The organism is Pseudomonas sp. PS01270 (assembly GCF_029959775.1).
Taxonomy (GTDB): Bacteria; Pseudomonadota; Gammaproteobacteria; order Pseudomonadales; family Pseudomonadaceae; genus Aquipseudomonas; species Aquipseudomonas atacamensis.
Map to the genome: position 1 here is coordinate 85,595 of NZ_JASCPT010000005.1, position 15,837 is coordinate 101,431.

General features: G+C 57.4%; 20 protein-coding genes. 14 read left to right on the plus strand and 6 right to left on the minus strand.

Going from position 1 to position 15,837, the window contains the following annotated elements; genetic code table 11:
• Positions 1-51 precede the first annotated feature (51 nt).
• The 3 genes from QMX86_RS03570 to QMX86_RS03580 all read right to left on the minus strand — a co-directional run bounded on the left by QMX86_RS03570 (position 52) and on the right by QMX86_RS03580 (position 2,300).
• Positions 52-741, minus strand: coding sequence for an endonuclease I family protein (locus QMX86_RS03570; RefSeq protein ID WP_282381867.1), 690 nt, complete (start codon positions 739-741; stop codon positions 52-54).
• A 4-nt stretch (positions 742-745) separates the two neighbouring features.
• Positions 746-1,015 carry a DUF1654 domain-containing protein gene (locus tag QMX86_RS03575; RefSeq protein ID WP_016774035.1) on the minus strand — a complete coding sequence of 90 codons (270 nt, stop codon included), beginning with the start codon at positions 1,013-1,015 and terminating at the stop codon, positions 746-748.
• Positions 1,016-1,211: 196 nt separating this feature from the next.
• Positions 1,212-2,300 carry an asparaginase gene (locus tag QMX86_RS03580; RefSeq protein WP_122747214.1) on the minus strand — a complete coding sequence of 363 codons (1,089 nt, stop codon included), beginning with the start codon at positions 2,298-2,300 and terminating at the stop codon, positions 1,212-1,214.
• 336 nt (positions 2,301-2,636) lie between these two features.
• Between QMX86_RS03580 and QMX86_RS03585 the strand changes: the two genes are divergently transcribed.
• The 8 genes from QMX86_RS03585 (at position 2,637) to QMX86_RS03620 (ending at position 10,250) form a co-directional block, all read left to right on the plus strand.
• Positions 2,637-3,086: a hypothetical protein gene (locus QMX86_RS03585; protein WP_016774037.1), complete on the plus strand. Its 450-nt coding sequence runs from the start codon at positions 2,637-2,639 to the stop codon at positions 3,084-3,086.
• 198 nt (positions 3,087-3,284) lie between these two features.
• Positions 3,285-4,241, plus strand: a complete 957-nt coding sequence (locus QMX86_RS03590) for a sugar ABC transporter substrate-binding protein (RefSeq protein WP_024012403.1) — start codon at positions 3,285-3,287, stop codon at positions 4,239-4,241.
• A gap of 55 nt (positions 4,242-4,296) precedes the next feature.
• The gene (locus QMX86_RS03595) at positions 4,297-5,850 is read left to right on the plus strand and encodes a sugar ABC transporter ATP-binding protein (RefSeq protein ID WP_039762077.1); all 1,554 of its coding nucleotides are present in this window, start codon (positions 4,297-4,299) and stop codon (positions 5,848-5,850) included.
• A complete protein-coding gene (locus QMX86_RS03600; protein WP_016774040.1) occupies positions 5,847-6,824 on the plus strand; it encodes an ABC transporter permease in 978 nt (325 codons plus the stop codon). Before QMX86_RS03595 ends, QMX86_RS03600 begins: the two co-directional genes overlap by 4 nt.
• Before the next feature lie 3 nt (positions 6,825-6,827).
• The gene (locus QMX86_RS03605; RefSeq protein WP_282381862.1) at positions 6,828-7,847 is read left to right on the plus strand and encodes a LacI family DNA-binding transcriptional regulator; all 1,020 of its coding nucleotides are present in this window, start codon (positions 6,828-6,830) and stop codon (positions 7,845-7,847) included.
• Positions 7,848-7,871: 24 nt separating this feature from the next.
• Entirely contained in the window at positions 7,872-8,789 is a 918-nt protein-coding gene (gene rbsK / locus QMX86_RS03610) for a ribokinase (protein ID WP_282381860.1), read from the plus strand.
• The gene (gene rbsD, locus QMX86_RS03615; protein WP_122751118.1) at positions 8,786-9,190 is read left to right on the plus strand and encodes a D-ribose pyranase; all 405 of its coding nucleotides are present in this window, start codon (positions 8,786-8,788) and stop codon (positions 9,188-9,190) included. The genes rbsK and rbsD overlap by 4 nt, the downstream gene beginning before the upstream one ends.
• Before the next feature lie 31 nt (positions 9,191-9,221).
• Positions 9,222-10,250: a nucleoside hydrolase gene (locus tag QMX86_RS03620; RefSeq protein WP_282381848.1), complete on the plus strand. Its 1,029-nt coding sequence runs from the start codon at positions 9,222-9,224 to the stop codon at positions 10,248-10,250.
• A 34-nt stretch (positions 10,251-10,284) separates the two neighbouring features.
• On the opposite strand, the gene QMX86_RS03625 is transcribed toward QMX86_RS03620, so the two are convergent.
• Positions 10,285-10,485 (minus strand): hypothetical protein, encoded by a 201-nt coding sequence (locus QMX86_RS03625; RefSeq protein ID WP_016774045.1) that lies wholly within the window; start codon positions 10,483-10,485, stop codon positions 10,285-10,287.
• A 130-nt stretch (positions 10,486-10,615) separates the two neighbouring features.
• Here QMX86_RS03625 and QMX86_RS03630 point away from each other — a divergent pair, with 130 nt between their 5' ends.
• Positions 10,616-10,918 carry a hypothetical protein gene (locus QMX86_RS03630; RefSeq protein WP_122751116.1) on the plus strand — a complete coding sequence of 101 codons (303 nt, stop codon included), beginning with the start codon at positions 10,616-10,618 and terminating at the stop codon, positions 10,916-10,918.
• A 166-nt stretch (positions 10,919-11,084) separates the two neighbouring features.
• Positions 11,085-11,402 carry an I78 family peptidase inhibitor gene (locus QMX86_RS03635; protein ID WP_016774047.1) on the plus strand — a complete coding sequence of 106 codons (318 nt, stop codon included), beginning with the start codon at positions 11,085-11,087 and terminating at the stop codon, positions 11,400-11,402.
• A 64-nt stretch (positions 11,403-11,466) separates the two neighbouring features.
• On the opposite strand, the gene QMX86_RS03640 is transcribed toward QMX86_RS03635, so the two are convergent.
• Both QMX86_RS03640 and QMX86_RS03645 read right to left on the minus strand, forming a co-directional pair.
• Complete coding sequence (locus tag QMX86_RS03640; RefSeq protein ID WP_003179963.1) at positions 11,467-11,679, minus strand: cold-shock protein; 213 nt, start codon at positions 11,677-11,679, stop codon at positions 11,467-11,469.
• A gap of 289 nt (positions 11,680-11,968) precedes the next feature.
• A complete protein-coding gene (locus QMX86_RS03645; RefSeq protein ID WP_016774048.1) occupies positions 11,969-12,271 on the minus strand; it encodes a hypothetical protein in 303 nt (100 codons plus the stop codon).
• Positions 12,272-12,641: 370 nt separating this feature from the next.
• Between QMX86_RS03645 and thrS the strand changes: the two genes are divergently transcribed.
• The 4 genes from thrS to rplT are packed head-to-tail and all read left to right on the plus strand — an operon-like array spanning position 12,642 to position 15,754.
• Positions 12,642-14,564, plus strand: coding sequence for a threonine--tRNA ligase (thrS, locus tag QMX86_RS03650; RefSeq protein ID WP_024012407.1), 1,923 nt, complete (start codon positions 12,642-12,644; stop codon positions 14,562-14,564).
• Positions 14,564-15,115, plus strand: coding sequence for a translation initiation factor IF-3 (gene infC / locus QMX86_RS03655; RefSeq protein WP_169432615.1), 552 nt, complete (start codon positions 14,564-14,566; stop codon positions 15,113-15,115). The genes thrS and infC overlap by 1 nt, the downstream gene beginning before the upstream one ends.
• Positions 15,116-15,175: 60 nt before the next feature.
• Positions 15,176-15,370, plus strand: a complete 195-nt coding sequence (gene rpmI / locus QMX86_RS03660; RefSeq protein ID WP_002553160.1) for a 50S ribosomal protein L35 — start codon at positions 15,176-15,178, stop codon at positions 15,368-15,370.
• A gap of 27 nt (positions 15,371-15,397) precedes the next feature.
• Entirely contained in the window at positions 15,398-15,754 is a 357-nt protein-coding gene (gene rplT / locus QMX86_RS03665) for a 50S ribosomal protein L20 (RefSeq protein WP_002553161.1), read from the plus strand.
• Positions 15,755-15,837: the final 83 nt, after the last annotated feature.

Sequence of the window (15,837 nt, forward strand, 5' to 3'; positions counted from 1 at the left end):
ATTAAAACGGCCTCGAGCATAACGCTCGAGGCCTTTTTATTTCCGCTGCAATCAGCCGCAGGCTTTCAGATTTACCGAGCCGACAAACTCGTTGCCACGCCCCATCACGCACGCCACGCTCTGGTTGCGCTGACGTTCCCAGTCCTGCACTGGATAGGTCTTGTCCCACGCTTCGTACAACTGCCGATCCTGCTTGGACAGACGCAGTCCGTATTGTTTGCTCATATAAAAATACGTGCGGGCGATCATGCCGCGAATCGAAGGGCGGGGCATGACCTTCTTGGCCTTGAAGTCGATCTGCGTCAGGCAGGAGCCATATTGGCCGGACTGCACCGGCAACCAGCCGTAGCTGAAGTTGCTGCGGTCACCGTTGACCTCGCCAATGCTCGGCACCAGATTGTGCAAGTCGGCTTCGGCCTTTTGATAAACAGGATCGTAACGCGTGCAATTCTTGCGTCCGCCTTGCTGCCAGCACTGTCGCTGATGTCCGATCTGCCAGGCCGGCACGATGTGCTCCCACTCGATTCTCGATGCACGCTTGGCGTTCTTGCGCGGCACATAGCCGCAAGCCTTCAGGTCGACCTTGTTGCCGGTGTACTTGCAGCCGCAGTAAAACTCGGTGGATTGCGGCGCATAAAGTTTCCACGCGGCTTTCTTGGCTTCGGAAAATGTACGTGGGGCGCCAGCCTGGGCACCCATGGCGAAAAACAACAACAGCAAAGCAACACAGCGGACACTCATTGAATCAATCTTCCTTCGGCACAACCCAAAAAATCTGCACGCCACCGTCATCGCGATAAGCGAGGGTAACGTTGTCGTTCTCGTCGATTTCCTCGAGCAAGCGCTCCCAGTCGTCCATCGGCTCATCCGGCAGACGGAAAATTAGTGCGGCTTTGGCTTTTTGTGCGGTGGGGGAATTGATGATTTTCTGAACGCGCATACCCATGCGTTCGTAAGCGTCAGGAGCAGCAGGAGAGGTGGCCACGAGGTTATCCTTATTAAGCTGTACGTGCATACAGTATTTAACTGTAAGCGATTTCGCAACTGCTTAAAATTCAAGAAAATCCTCTGACAGCGGGTTTCCGATTTTGGTGTAGGGCTTGTCGAGATTTTTGTGGGAAAAGTATTGGAAGGGTGTAAGCGGGGCACCACCTGCCAAGCTGGCAGGTGATGCGCAATGCCCGATCGAGACGTGATCAGGCGATGTTCAATCAGTATTCCCAGAACATCCGTTGCAGCTCTTTGCTGTCGTTGGTCTTGGTCAGTGCGACCATCGCCAGGATGCGGGCTTTTTGCGGGTTCAGATCGTGGGCGACAACCCAGTCGTATTTGTCGTCAGGCTGTTCGGCGTTACGCAGGACAAAGCCGCCGGCGTTGACGTGGGACGAGCGAATGATCTGCACGCCATCCTTGCGCAGGGCTTGCAGGGATGGAACCACACGAGAGGATACCGAACCGTTGCCAGTGCCGGCGTGGATGATGGCTTTGGCGCCGGCTTGCGCCAGTGCCTTGTAGGCGGTATCGCTGACGTTGCCGTAGGAGTAGGCAATTTCTACGTCAGGCAGGCTCTTGATGTTTTTGATGTCGAATTCCGAATCCATGGTGTGACGCTTGGCCGGCAGGCGGAACCAGTAGGATTTGCCTTCGACCACCATGCCCAGCGGGCCCCAGGCACTTTTGAATGCTTCGGTCTTGATGTTGATCATTTTGCTGACGTCGCGACCGGACTGGATCTCGTCGTTCATGGTCACCAGCACGCCTTTGCCGCGCGCTTCTTTGCTGCTCGCCACGGCGACGGCGTTATACAGGTTGAGCATGCCGTCTGCCGACATGGCAGTGCCCGGACGCATCGAACCGACGACGATGATCGGCTTGTCGGTTTTCTCGACCAGGTTCAGGAAGTACGCGGTTTCTTCGAGGGTGTCGGTGCCGTGGGTGATAACGATGCCGTCGACGTCCTTGCTGTCAGCCAGTTCGGAAACGCGACGACCCAATTGCAGCAGGTTGTCATTGGTGATGCTTTCCGAAGCGATCTGCATGACTTGTTCGCCACGCACGTTAGCCAGTTTGCTCAGCTCGGGAATGCCGGCTATCAGTTGCTCGATACCGACTTTCGCTGCCTGGTAAGTGGCACTGTTGGCGGCACTGGCGCCAGCGCCGGCGATGGTACCGCCGGTGGCGAGAACAACGACGTTGGCCAGTTTGGTCTGGGTTTCGACTTCTTTTGCCTGAAGGGCAGTAGGCAGGAGCAGGAGGAGGGCCAATGCGCCCGGAATCAAGGTATTGAAAGCAGATTTCATTATTTTTCTCTCTAGTCGTGAGACGGTGCTGATGCAGGTTCATCTAGATGCGCCCCAAGCCGATCTGAATGCTTGAGGTGCAAGGACGGGAGCAGGATTCATACCATGCGTAATGTGCTGGCGGAAAATGTTTAACCCGATGATTTAAATCAATATTTGTCGGTGGCTGGAGCATCGTTGAGGACCCATCCATCCGGGATTCCGAACGACAGCGGGATTCTTGTTCGGCTCGCCGATAGGCAATCTCTGAAAAGCCAGGCGGGAGACAAATCCCTGCTAAAGAAATGTGCTCCCAGGCCGATGCGTCCTCAAGGAAACCAAATCTTAGGAGTTCACATGTCATTGACGGTCGGTTTTGCCAATCCCGCTGCAGTCACCATCGGCGGTAAAACAGCAGCCACGATCAACACCCTGAATGACGCGACCAATGAGGCATCGGCGCAGGCGCTGGGTACCGAGAAGACTGAGAAGAATCAGGTCAGAACCGGTGGTGGTCCTGTGCAGGAAAACAGTGAAACCGAGGCTGACAGCAATCTCAGCATTACCGTCAAGACACTGCTCAAGCGGATGAAGGAGTTGCAAAAACAACTTCAGGAGCAGCAGCAGCAACTGGCTGCGGCTCAGGCCGCAAGCTATCCGACTCCCGAAGCGAAATCCCAGGCAGTGATGTCGATTCAGGGCCAGATCGCGCAAACCAGCGCCGCACTGGCAGAGGTGGCGGGTGCGTTGGTCAAGGAGATGTCGAAAAGCGCTCCCAGCGGTGGCCTGGTCAACACGACTGCCTGAAGCGTCAAATTGCCAATTCAGCGATTCGGCCTACAACAAAAGACGATTTCTGATTGTTGACAAATGTCAGCGGGATTCTCATAGTTCGGTCTACGCAAACGTTTGCGCGACTTGGAAGAGCATCTGCTCCCGGAGTCGTGACGTAGCTTACGTCAGCGCAAACGTTGCTCACAATAATCATAAGATCGGAGTGAACCCATGAAGCTGCCATTCGCCGCACGTCTTCTTGCTGTCGCTATGCTGGCTGCCACAGCCGCCGCACTACCTGTCTCGTCGGCGTTCGCCGAATCTGCAGAAAAGCCCAAAGTCGCCCTGGTCATGAAATCTTTGGCCAACGAATTCTTCCTGACCATGGAAGACGGCGCCAAGGCCTACCAGAAAGAACACTCCGCCGATTTCGATCTGATCTCCAACGGTATCAAGGACGAAACCGACACTGCCGGCCAGACTCGCATCGTCGAACAGATGATCCTGGCCAAGGTGAATGCACTGGTGATCGCGCCTTCTGACTCCAAGGCCATGGTGCCGGTGATCAAGAAGGCCGTAGACGCCGGTATCACGGTGATCAACATCGACAACCAGCTCGATCCCGCCGTGGTCAAAAGCAAAAACATCAACGTGCCGTTCGTAGGTCCGGACAACCGCAAGGGTGCACGTCTGGTTGGCGAATATCTGGCCAAGCAACTGAAGGCGGGCGACGAGGTCGGCATCATCGAAGGCGTGTCCACCACCACCAACGCGCAGGCGCGCACGGCCGGTTTCAAGGACGCGATGGAAGCCGCACAGATCAAAGTGGTCTCGCTGCAATCCGGTGACTGGGAAATCGACAAGGGCAACAAGGTTGCGGCTTCGATCCTCAGTGAATACCCGGATGTCAAAGCGCTGCTGGCCGGTAACGACAGCATGGCGGTCGGTGCCGTTTCCGCAGTCCGTGCCGCTGGCAAGGCAGGGCAGGTGAAAGTCGTCGGTTACGACAATATCAACGCGATCAAGCCAATGCTCAAGGACGGCCGCGTGCTGGCGACGGCTGACCAGTTTGCAGCCAAGCAGGCCGTGTTCGGCATCGAAACCGCACTGAAGATCATCAAGGGCGAGAAAGTCGACAGCGGTGCCAACGGCGTGATCGAAACACCGGTCGAGCTGGTCACCCAGTAAGTCATCTGGCGACACAACGGCGCTCGTCCGTCCGGGCGAGCGCATGGAGATTTCTATGTCAGTTTCCGCCCCGAACGCTGTCCTCTCGGTCAGCGGTATCGGCAAGACCTATGCGCAACCGGTGCTCACCGGCATCGATCTGACGCTGATGCGCGGTGAAGTACTGGCGCTGACCGGCGAAAATGGTGCCGGCAAAAGTACCCTGTCGAAGATCATTGGTGGTCTGGTCACACCCACTACCGGCCAGATGCAATTCCACGGCAAGGACTACCGTCCGGGCAGCCGTACCCAGGCTGAAGAGCTTGGCGTGCGCATGGTCATGCAAGAACTCAATCTGTTGCCGACGCTGTCGGTGGCGGAAAACCTCTTTCTGGATAATCTGCCGAGCAGCGCTGGCTGGATCAGCCGCAAGCAGTTGCGCAAGGCGGCGATCGAAGCCATGGCGCAAGTCGGCCTCGATGCGATCGACCCGGACACACTGGTTGGCGAGTTGGGTATCGGTCATCAACAGATGGTCGAAATCGCGCGCAACCTGATTGGCGATTGCCACGTGCTGATCCTCGATGAGCCGACCGCGATGCTCACGGCGCGCGAAGTCGAAATGCTCTTCGAGCAGATCACCCGATTGCAGGCTCGCGGCGTTTCCATCATCTATATCTCTCACCGTCTCGAAGAACTGGCGCGGGTGGCGCAGCGTATTGCTGTGCTGCGTGACGGCAATCTGGTCTGCGTCGAGCCGATGGCCAACTACAACAGCGAGCAACTGGTCACCTTGATGGTCGGTCGCGAACTGGGCGAACACATCGACATGGGGCCGCGCAAGATCGGCGCTCCGGCGTTGACGGTCAAAGGCCTGACGCGTTCGGACAAAGTCCGCGACGTCTCTTTCGAGGTGCGTGCCGGGGAGATCTTCGGCATTTCCGGATTGATCGGGGCTGGGCGCACGGAATTGCTGCGGCTGATATTCGGTGCCGATGCTGCCGACAGCGGCACCATCGCGCTCGGCTCGCCGGCCAAAGTCGTGAGTGTTCGCTCGCCAGTCGATGCCGTGCGCAACGGCATTGCGCTGATCACCGAGGATCGCAAGGGCGAAGGGCTGCTGCTCAGTCAGTCGATCAGCGCCAACATCGCCTTGGGCAACATGCCGGAAATCTCCAGTGGTGGTTTCGTCAACAACGGCGACGAAATCTCACTGGCGCAGCGTCAGATCGAAGCCATGCGTATCCGTAGTTCTAGCCCGACGCAGCTGGTCTCGGAACTGTCCGGCGGCAATCAGCAGAAGGTCGTGATCGGCCGCTGGCTGGAGCGCGACTGTTCGGTGCTGCTGTTCGACGAGCCGACTCGCGGGATTGATGTCGGCGCCAAGTTCGACATTTACGGTTTGCTCGGCGAGTTGACCCGCCAGGGCAAGGCATTGGTCGTGGTGTCCAGTGACTTGCGTGAGTTGATGCTGATCTGCGACCGGATCGGCGTGCTCTCGGCGGGACGTCTGATCGACACCTTCGAGCGCGACAGCTGGACCCAGGATGATTTGCTTGCCGCCGCATTCGCCGGCTACCAGAAACGTGATGCGTTGCTCAATGAGGCAGCGCCTAGGGATCTCCCATGAAAACTGCATCTTCTGCCAGTAAACGTAGTGGCAATTTCTTTGGCCTGGGTACTTATCTGGGCCTGGCCGGTGCCTTGCTGGCGATGATTGCGCTGTTCTCGGTCCTGAGCAGCCATTTCCTCTCGTACAACACCTTCAGCACCCTGGCCAACCAGATTCCCGACCTGATGGTGCTGGCGGTGGGCATGACCTTTGTGCTGATCATCGGCGGCATCGATTTGTCCGTCGGCTCGGTCCTCGCGCTGGCCGCATCGACGGTCAGCGTTGCGATTCTCGGCTGGGGCTGGAGCGTTTTGCCCGCGGCGCTGCTCGGCATGGCGGTGGCGGCTCTGGCCGGGACGATCACTGGCTCGATCACCGTGGCCTGGCGGATTCCGTCGTTCATCGTCTCCCTCGGCGTGCTGGAAATGGCCCGCGGTGTGGCGTATCAGATGACCGGGTCGCGCACTGCCTACATTGGCGATGCGTTCGCCTGGCTGTCGAATCCGATCGCGTTCGGTATTTCACCCTCGTTCATCATCGCTTTGCTGGTGATCTTCATCGCGCAGGCAGTTTTGACCCGCACTGTTTTCGGCCGCTACCTGATCGGCATCGGCACCAACGAAGAGGCGGTTCGGCTGGCCGGGATCAATCCCAAGCCCTACAAGATTCTGGTGTTCAGCCTTATGGGCCTGCTGGCGGGCATTGCCGCTCTGTTTCAGATTTCGCGTCTGGAGGCGGCTGACCCGAACGCAGGTTCGGGCCTGGAACTGCAAGTGATCGCGGCGGTGGTTATCGGCGGTACCAGCCTGATGGGCGGGCGCGGTTCGGTGATCAGCACTTTCTTTGGTGTGTTGATCATTTCCGTGCTCGCGGCCGGTCTCGCGCAGATTGGTGCGACGGAGCCGACCAAGCGCATCATCACCGGTGCGGTAATCGTTATCGCTGTGGTGCTCGACACCTATCGCAGTCAACGCGCCAGTCGCCGGGGCTGAACCATGGCAACGATCAAGGATGTAGCGGCGCTCGCGGGCATTTCCTACACGACCGTGTCGCACGTGGTGAACAACACCCGCCCGGTCAGTCAGGAAGTGCGGCGCAAAGTCGAGGCGGCGATCAAGAGCCTCGACTACGTTCCCAGTGCCGTGGCGCGCTCGCTGAAAGCCAAAACCACGGCGACCATCGGCCTGCTGGTGCCTAACAGCCTCAACCCGTACTTCGCTGAATTGGCGCGCGGAATCGAGGATTACTGCGAGCGCAACGGCTATTGCGTGATCCTCTGTAACTCCGACGACAACCCGGACAAGCAGCGCAGCTATTTGCGTGTGTTGCTGGAAAAGCGCATCGACGGTTTGATCGTCGCCTCCGCCGGCGGTGACAGTGGTCTGGCGCAAGGGCTGGCGGGCGTGAAGACGCCGATGGTCATCGTCGACCGGGGCCTGGAGGGTGTAAATGCCGATCTGGTGCGCATCGACCACGAATACGGCGCTTATCTGGCAACCCGTCACCTGCTCGAGTTGGGGCATCGCGACATCGCCACGATCGGCGGTCCGGCCAGTACCAGCGTGGCGCAAATGCGTCAGGCCGGTTATTGCCGAGCGCTGCAAGAGGCGGGAATCGAGGTGCGCGAAGAGCGCATGCTGGAAAGCGACTTCACCAGCACCGGCGGTTACAACGCTGCTGCCCGGCTGCTCGAGAGCAATCCGCCGAGCGCGATTTTTGCCGGCAACGACATGATTGGTATCGGTGTGCTGCGTGCGGCGGCCGAACGTAACGTGCAAGTGCCGGCCGAGCTGTCGGTGATCGGCTTCGATGACATTCAGATGAGTCGTTATGTCTATCCGGCGCTGACCACGGTCGGCCAGTCGATCCTGCAACTGGGCGAGATGGCCGCCGAAGTGCTGTTGCGCAGAATTGCTGCGCCGGAATCGGGCACTGATCAACGCATCGTGACCCCGAGTATCGTCCTGCGCGAATCGACCGCGCCGCTGTCCGGCGTGTTCACCGAATATCGCTGAAACCGAATTGATGAGTAGTGATGTATGCCAGCAAATGTAGTGGTAATAGGCAGCCTGAACATGGACCTGGTCACCCGGGCGCCACGGCTGCCGCGCGGCGGTGAAACGCTGATCGGTCATTCCTTTGCCACTGTGTCGGGCGGCAAGGGCGCCAATCAGGCAGTTGCCGCTGCTCGTCTGGGCGCGCAGGTGGCGATGGTCGGTTGCGTGGGAAATGACGACTACGGTGTGCGATTGCGCGATGCCTTGCTCGCCGAGCACATCGACTGCGAGGCTGTCAGCGTCGTAGAGGATTCCAGTGGCGTGGCGCTGATTGTGGTGGATGACAACAGCCAGAACGCCATCGTGATTGTCGCCGGAGCCAACGGCGCAATGACGGAAGCAGTAATTGACCGTTTTGATGCGGTTTTGCAAGCCGCCGATGTGGTGATCTGTCAGCTCGAGATTCCCGATGCGACGGTCGGGCATGCGCTCAAGCGTGCACGTGAACTGGGCAAGACCGTCATCCTCAATCCGGCGCCGGCCAGCCGTCCTTTGCCGGCAGACTGGTTTGCCGCCATCGACTATCTGATTCCCAACGAAAGCGAAGCCGCCGCATTGAGCGGGCTCGCTGTCGACTCGCTGCAGTCGGCAGAAACGGCTGCCACTCAGTTGATTGCCATGGGCGCGGGCAAAGTCATCGTCACGTTGGGCGCGCAGGGGTCGTTGTTCGCCAATGGCAAGGGCTTTGAACACTTCCCCGCGCCGACCGTGAAGGCGGTCGATACCACGGCCGCAGGCGACACCTTTGTCGGCGGTTTCGCCGCAGCGCTGGCCGATGGCAAATCCGAGGCCGAGGCGATCCGCTACGGTCAGATCGCCGCTGCGCTGTCGGTTACCCGCGCCGGTGCACAACCGTCGATTCCAACCATGTCCGAAGTACAGGCGTTCAGACCCGCATGAAAAAGACTCCATTACTCAACGTCGCGCTGTCGCGACTGATCGCTTCGCTTGGCCACGGTGACATGGTCGTGATCGGCGACGCCGGTTTGCCCGTGCCGCCGGGTGTCGAGCTGATTGATCTGGCGCTGACCCATGGCATCCCTGATTTCGTCAGCACGCTGAAAGTCGTACTCAGCGAGATGCAGGTGGAAAGCCATGTGCTGGCCAGAGAGATCTTCGATAAGCAGCCCTCGGCGCTGGCCGATCTGGACGCGATGAACGAAGAGAGCGCGCTGGGCCGTAGGGATCTGCTCACTCACGAGCAGTTCAAGGTACTGAGCCGACAAGCCAGGGCGATCATTCGTACAGGAGAATGTCAGCCGTACTGCAACATCGTTCTGGTCGCCGGGGTTACATTCTGATTTCCGATATCACCTGCACAAGGAATGCGCTATGCAACGCTATGCTGAAAAAATCCATCAACTGCTTCGGGGTCTGCTGCTTTTGTCTGTGATAACTGCGACCGGCGTTCAGGCCGCTGAAAAAATCGATTTGATCATCGACACCGATCCAGGCGCTGACGACGTTGTCGCTTTGCTCTTCGCGCTGGCGTCGCCGGATGAATTGAATATCCGCGCGTTAACGACTGTCGCCGGCAACGTGCGCCTGGACAAGACTTCGCGTAACGCACGCCTGGCTCGCGAATGGGCAGGGCGCGAAGACGTGCCGGTTTACGCTGGCGCACCGAAGCCGCTGATGCGCACGCCGATCTACGCCGAGAACATTCATGGCAAGGAAGGTTTGTCAGGCGTCACGGTTCACGAACCGAAGAAAGGCTTGGCGAAAGGCAATGCGGTCAATTATCTGATCGACACTCTTAAATCGGCCAAACCTCACAGCATCACCATCGCCATGCTCGGCCCGCAGACCAACCTGGCTCTGGCGTTGATCCAGGAACCGGAAATCGTTCAGGGCATCAAGGAAGTGGTGATCATGGGCGGGGCGCATTTCAACGGTGGCAACATCACTCCTGTGGCTGAATTCAACCTGTTCGCCGATCCGCAGGCTGCCGAGGTAGTGCTCAAGAGCGGGGTGAAACTCACCTATCTGCCGCTGGACGTGACCCACAAGATCTTGACCAGTGACGCGCGCCTGAAGCAGATCGCCGCGCTGAACAACAATGCGAGCAAGATCGTCGGCGACATTCTCAACGAATACATCAAGGGCGATATGGAGCACTACGGCATTCCCGGCGGCCCGGTGCATGACGCCACCGTTGTGGCGTATCTGCTCAAGCCTGAGCTGTTTACCGGTCGGTCGGTCAACGTCGTGGTGGATAGTCGTGAAGGACCGACATTCGGCCAGACCATCGTTGACTGGTATGACGGTTTGAAAGCACCGAAGAATGCGTTCTGGGTCGAAAATGGCGACGCCCAGGGGTTCTTTGATCTGCTGACCGAGCGCTTGAAGCGTCTGAAATAAGTCGTCGACCCGCAGGCAGTTTGCCTGCGGGTTTTCACTGCGGCTGTTCGGCCTGGCCGATCGGATAGCGTTCGAATACCTGATTGATAAAATGCTGTGCCGCTTCTATTCCCAACTCCTTGACCAGTAGATCGATGCCGATCAGCGCCAGTTCTTCCGTCGTGCCGGGGCTGTAAGAGCTGTGTCCTTCGGCCCATTTGGCGTTGATGGCGGCGTCGATGCTTACACTGGTCATGGGAGGCTCGAAAGGTCAGGATGTCTGTTTTTCGAGTTAACCATTTTGCGCGGCGTTTGGCACTGCGACTTAGGCATGAGCGGAGCGCTATGCGACACTTGGTCTTTTCCGGCTTACCAAGGACCCTGTTGTGCAGATCGATCTGAATAGCCCTGACGGCCTCACACTCGAAGCAGTGCGCCAATTGCTCGCCTCGGGCAGTGACGACGTACACAACCAATTGCGCGTGACCAAAGACGGCATCGCCTATTTGTCAACCGTGACCGGTGGGCAGGATATCGACGGTCTGCTGTTTCGCCTGGAAACCTGGGCAAAGGGCTCCGGCTACGTGGGTAACGTCGCAGCCAGCGATGAAGTCTGGGTGATGCAGATTTTCAACGCGCTCAAGGACAACTGGCCGAATCCGCCGTATGACTACATCGACGTTTATTGATGTCGTTAATATTCAGTCACGATTGTTTGCTGAGTCGCCGCGCGCAGCTCAGGCACACTCGGCATTTTTCCGCTCGTGGGGCAGGGCATGGCTTGAGCCTTGAAACCAAACGCCGCATTGGCGGTCGCACGATCTCTGCTTAAACATTTGAAAACAAGGAGGCTTCATGCCTTTGAAGTTCGCGACACTGGGTGCACTGATGGCCGCTGCGCTGTTGGCTGGTTGCAGCACAACCTCCAGCGAGTCGGCAAAGGAACCCGTGGCTGCTGAATCGGGAAACAGCCGCTGCGAAGCATCGGCAGCGCAATTCGCCATCGGCAAGAAGGCATCCCCTGAATTGCTGGATCAGGCGCGTGCCAAGGCTGGGGCGCAAAATGCGCGCTTCCTCAAGCCAAACGACATGATCACCCTGGAATACCGCTCCGATCGCCTGAATCTGAACACCGACAACAACCTGGTGGTTACCCGCGTCAATTGCGGCTGAACACTTTGTTCAAGGCATAAAAAACCCCGTCACTTGGACGGGGTTTTTTTAGTGCGCCGAGAAATTACTCTGGGCGAACCTGTGCAGCTTGCATACCCTTTTGGCCTTTCTCAGCCACGAAAGAGACGGTCTGGCCTTCTTTCAGGCTTTTGAAACCGTCGGATTCGATAGCTTTGAAGTGTACGAACAGGTCGTCACCGCCACCTTGAGGAGTGATGAAGCCGAAGCCTTTTTCATCGTTGAACCATTTAACGGTGCCGGTTTGGCGATTAGACATGGTGTATCTCCAAGAAACATATATTTTCAGTGTACTGTGCTGCTCAGGCCAACTGGGCACACCCGGGTATCATAGTCGAAATGTTCGCTTTGGGAGCCCCCCGGACGTGCTGTTTGCCAATCAGTCGTGTTTTCTTTACCACCCGTTTCTGCTGAAAGCCCCGGTTTGAAAGGCTTTCAGCGAAACGTAAAGACGATAAAAAAACCTGTAAAACCTGCATAAATCGTCTGAAAAGGCTCATTTCCAGCACTTTTTTCCGCCTTTCAGCCGATGTTAATACCCGGTTTTCTTATTTTTTCGGGGCGGTATTTGCCTTGCATTTGGCGATCTGGCCAAGGGCTTTCTGTTGCAATTCAGGAGTCGCCTTGTTGTCCATCAGCGCCTGAATGTCGCTGGCCGGATAGGACTTGATGGCGTCAGCTCCGCAAGCGCAGTGGGATTTCGCCGCTGCAGCACCGATTTGCTGGGTCGCAGCCTGAGTGCACTGGGCCATGTACTTTTCGCGCTCGCCTTTCGGCCAGTCGGCATGGGCGCTCAGTGGCAGCAGCAGGACGACGGGGGCGACGACGGCGAATAAGCTTTTCAGACGCATGCGAGGATGCTCCTTGTGGGTCAATGTCTTGTTATCTGAGGGCGCAAGGGCCGATCAAGTTCAGCACTCTGGCATAAAATCGGACATTTCGCCTTCTGCCAAATCAGGGCGTGAGCGACCGCTCATCTGTGCTAGCATGCCGGGCTCAAGCGTTCTCAGGCTTCGGATGACCTTCAGTCCCGAAGCGGTCGGCGTGCGAATTTTTCCGATTTGAATCCCAGTCACTCTGGTTCGGTTTTCCGGTTGGCCGCAAGGCTCCTGCCGCTGTAAGGCAGGCGTTCGTCATTGAATGGCCTGGATCGGATCTTGTACTGGCTCATCCCAACCCACGTGACCTTTGGTAGGGGTCACCACTAGGAGAGGAGGCGCCATGCCAACTATTACTCTTCCCGACGGCAGTCAACGTTCATTCGATCACCCGGTTTCCGTAGCCGAGGTCGCCGCATCCATTGGTGCAGGTCTGGCCAAGGCCACGCTCGCCGGCAAGGTCAATGGCCAACTGGTCGACGCCAGCGACATCATCAGCAGCGACGCGACCCTGCAAATCATTACGCCAAAGGATGAAGAGGGGCTGGAGATCATTCGCCACTCTTGCGCGCACCTGGTTGGCCACGCGGTCAAACAGCTGTACCCGACCGCGAAGATGGTAATCGGCCCGGTCATCGATGAAGGCTTCTATTACGACATCGCCTACGAGCGTCCTTTCACGCCGGAAGACATGGCGGCCATCGAACAGCGCATGCAGCAGCTGATCGAGAAGGATTACGACGTCATCAAGAAAGTCACTCCGCGCGCCGAAGTGATCGAAGTGTTCAAGGCCCGTGGCGAAGACTACAAGCTGCGCCTGGTCGAAGACATGCCGAACGAGCAGGCCATGGGTCTGTACTATCACGAAGAATACGTTGACATGTGCCGCGGTCCGCACGTGCCGAACACGCGTTTCCTGAAATCCTTCAAGCTGACCAAGCTGTCGGGCGCCTACTGGCGTGGCGACGCCAAGAACGAGCAGTTGCAGCGCGTTTACGGCACTGCCTGGGCCGACAAGAAGCAACTGGCAGCATACATCCAGCGCATCGAAGAAGCCGAGAAGCGCGATCACCGCAAGATCGGCAAGCGCCTGGGCCTGTTCCACACTCAGGAAGAGTCGCCGGGCATGGTGTTCTGGCACCCGAATGGCTGGACTCTGTATCAGGTGCTCGAGCAGTACATGCGCAAGATCCAGCGCGACAACGGCTACCTTGAGATCAAGACTCCTCAAGTCGTCGACCGCAGCCTGTGGGAGAAATCCGGGCACTGGGCCAACTATGCCGACAACATGTTCACCACTCAGTCGGAAAACCGCGACTACGCCATCAAGCCGATGAACTGCCCGTGCCACGTGCAGGTGTTCAATCAGGGCCTGAAAAGCTACCGTGAGTTGCCGATGCGTCTGGCCGAGTTCGGTGCCTGCCACCGTAACGAGCCGTCGGGTGCGTTGCACGGCATCATGCGCGTGCGAGCGTTCACTCAGGACGACGCGCACATCTTCTGCACCGAAGAGCAGATGCAGGCCGAGTCCGCTGCGTTCATCAAGCTGACCATGGACGTCTATCGCGATTTCGGCTTTACCGAAGTCGAGATGAAGCTGTCCACTCGTCCGGAAAAACGTGTCGGCTCCGATGAGCTGTGGGATCGCGCTGAAGCAGCATTGGCTGCAGCCCTTGATTCTGCTGGCCTGCCGTACGATCTGCAGCCGGGCGAGGGTGCTTTCTACGGGCCGAAGATCGAGTTCTCGCTGAAAGATTGTCTCGGTCGCGTCTGGCAGTGTGGTACCTTGCAGCTCGATTTTAACCTGCCTGTCCGTTTGGGCGCTGAATACGTCTCCGAAGACAACAGCCGCAAACACCCGGTGATGTTGCACCGCGCGATCCTCGGTTCGTTCGAGCGTTTCGTCGGGATTCTGATCGAGCACTACGAAGGTGCCTTCCCTGCGTGGCTCGCGCCAACCCAGGCGGTGATCATGAATATCACTGATAAACAGGCAGATTTTGTTGCAGAGGTTGAAAAAACTCTCAACGAAAGCGGATTTCGTGCCAAGTCCGACTTGAGAAATGAAAAGATCGGCTTTAAAATCCGCGAGCATACTTTGCTCAAGGTTCCCTATCTTTTGGTTATCGGAGATAAGGAAGTCGAGATGCAGACTGTCGCTGTGCGTACTCGTGAAGGTGCTGACCTGGGCTCGATGCCCGTCGCCCAGTTCGCTGAGTTTCTCGCGCAAGCGGTTTCCCGGCGTGGTCGCCCAGATTCGGAGTAATTATTATTAAGCGTGAAATGAGACAAGATAAACGAGCTGCACCGAAAGCCCCGATCAACGAGAATATCTCGGCACGCGAGGTTCGGTTAATTGGCGCTGATGGCGAGCAGATTGGCATCGTCTCGATTGATGAAGCGCTTCGTATCGCTGAAGAAGCAAAGCTTGATCTGGTGGAAATCTCCGCCGATGCAGTCCCGCCTGTTTGCCGGGTGATGGACTACGGCAAGTCGATCTTCGAGAAGAAGAAGCAGATTGCCGCGGCGAAGAAAAACCAGAAGCAGATTCAGGTTAAAGAAATCAAGTTTCGTCCAGGGACGGAGGAAGGGGATTACCAGGTAAAACTGCGCAACCTGGTACGTTTCCTGAGTGACGGGGACAGGGCCAAGGTATCCTTGCGATTCCGCGGCCGTGAGATGGCCCACCAGGAGCTGGGGATGGAACTCCTCAAGCGGGTTGAACAAGACCTGCTCGAGTACGGTTCGGTCGAACAGCATCCTAAGATGGAAGGACGCCAGCTGATCATGGTCATCGCCCCGAAAAAGAAGAAGTAATCAACAGGGCACGGCAGGCCTTCTGATTATGTTTATCAACTGAATGCGGAGTATCCGAACATGCCAAAAATGAAAACCAAAAGTGGTGCTGCCAAGCGGTTTCTGAAAACTGCTAACGGCATCAAGCACAAGCACGCTTTCAAGAGCCACATCCTGACTAAAATGTCGACCAAGCGTAAGCGTCAACTGCGCGGTAGCAGCTTGCTGCATCCGTCTGACGTGGCAAAAGTCGAGCGCATGCTGCGCCTTCGTTAATTTAGTCAAGAATAGAGGAAGTAACTCATGGCTCGTGTAAAGCGTGGCGTCATTGCCCGTAAGCGTCACAAAAAAATTCTGAAACTTGCTAAAGGCTACTACGGCGCACGCTCCCGCGTATTCCGTGTTGCCAAGCAAGCGGTAATCAAGGCAGGCCAGTACGCCTACCGTGACCGTCGTCAGAAAAAACGTCAGTTCCGCGCTCTGTGGATCGCTCGTATCAACGCTGGTGCTCGTGTTAACGGTCTGTCCTACAGCCGTTTCATCGCTGGCCTGAAAAAAGCGTCCATTGAGATCGACCGTAAGGTTCTGGCTGATCTGGCAGTGAACGAAAAAGCGGCGTTTGCTGCGATTGTCGAGAAAGCTAAAGCCACCTTGGCTTAAGTACCCCCGACAGTCACCCGGCCTCACCTCTGTGGGGTCAGGTGTTAAACGTCATAAATAGGGGAAGAGCCTTCAAGCTCTTC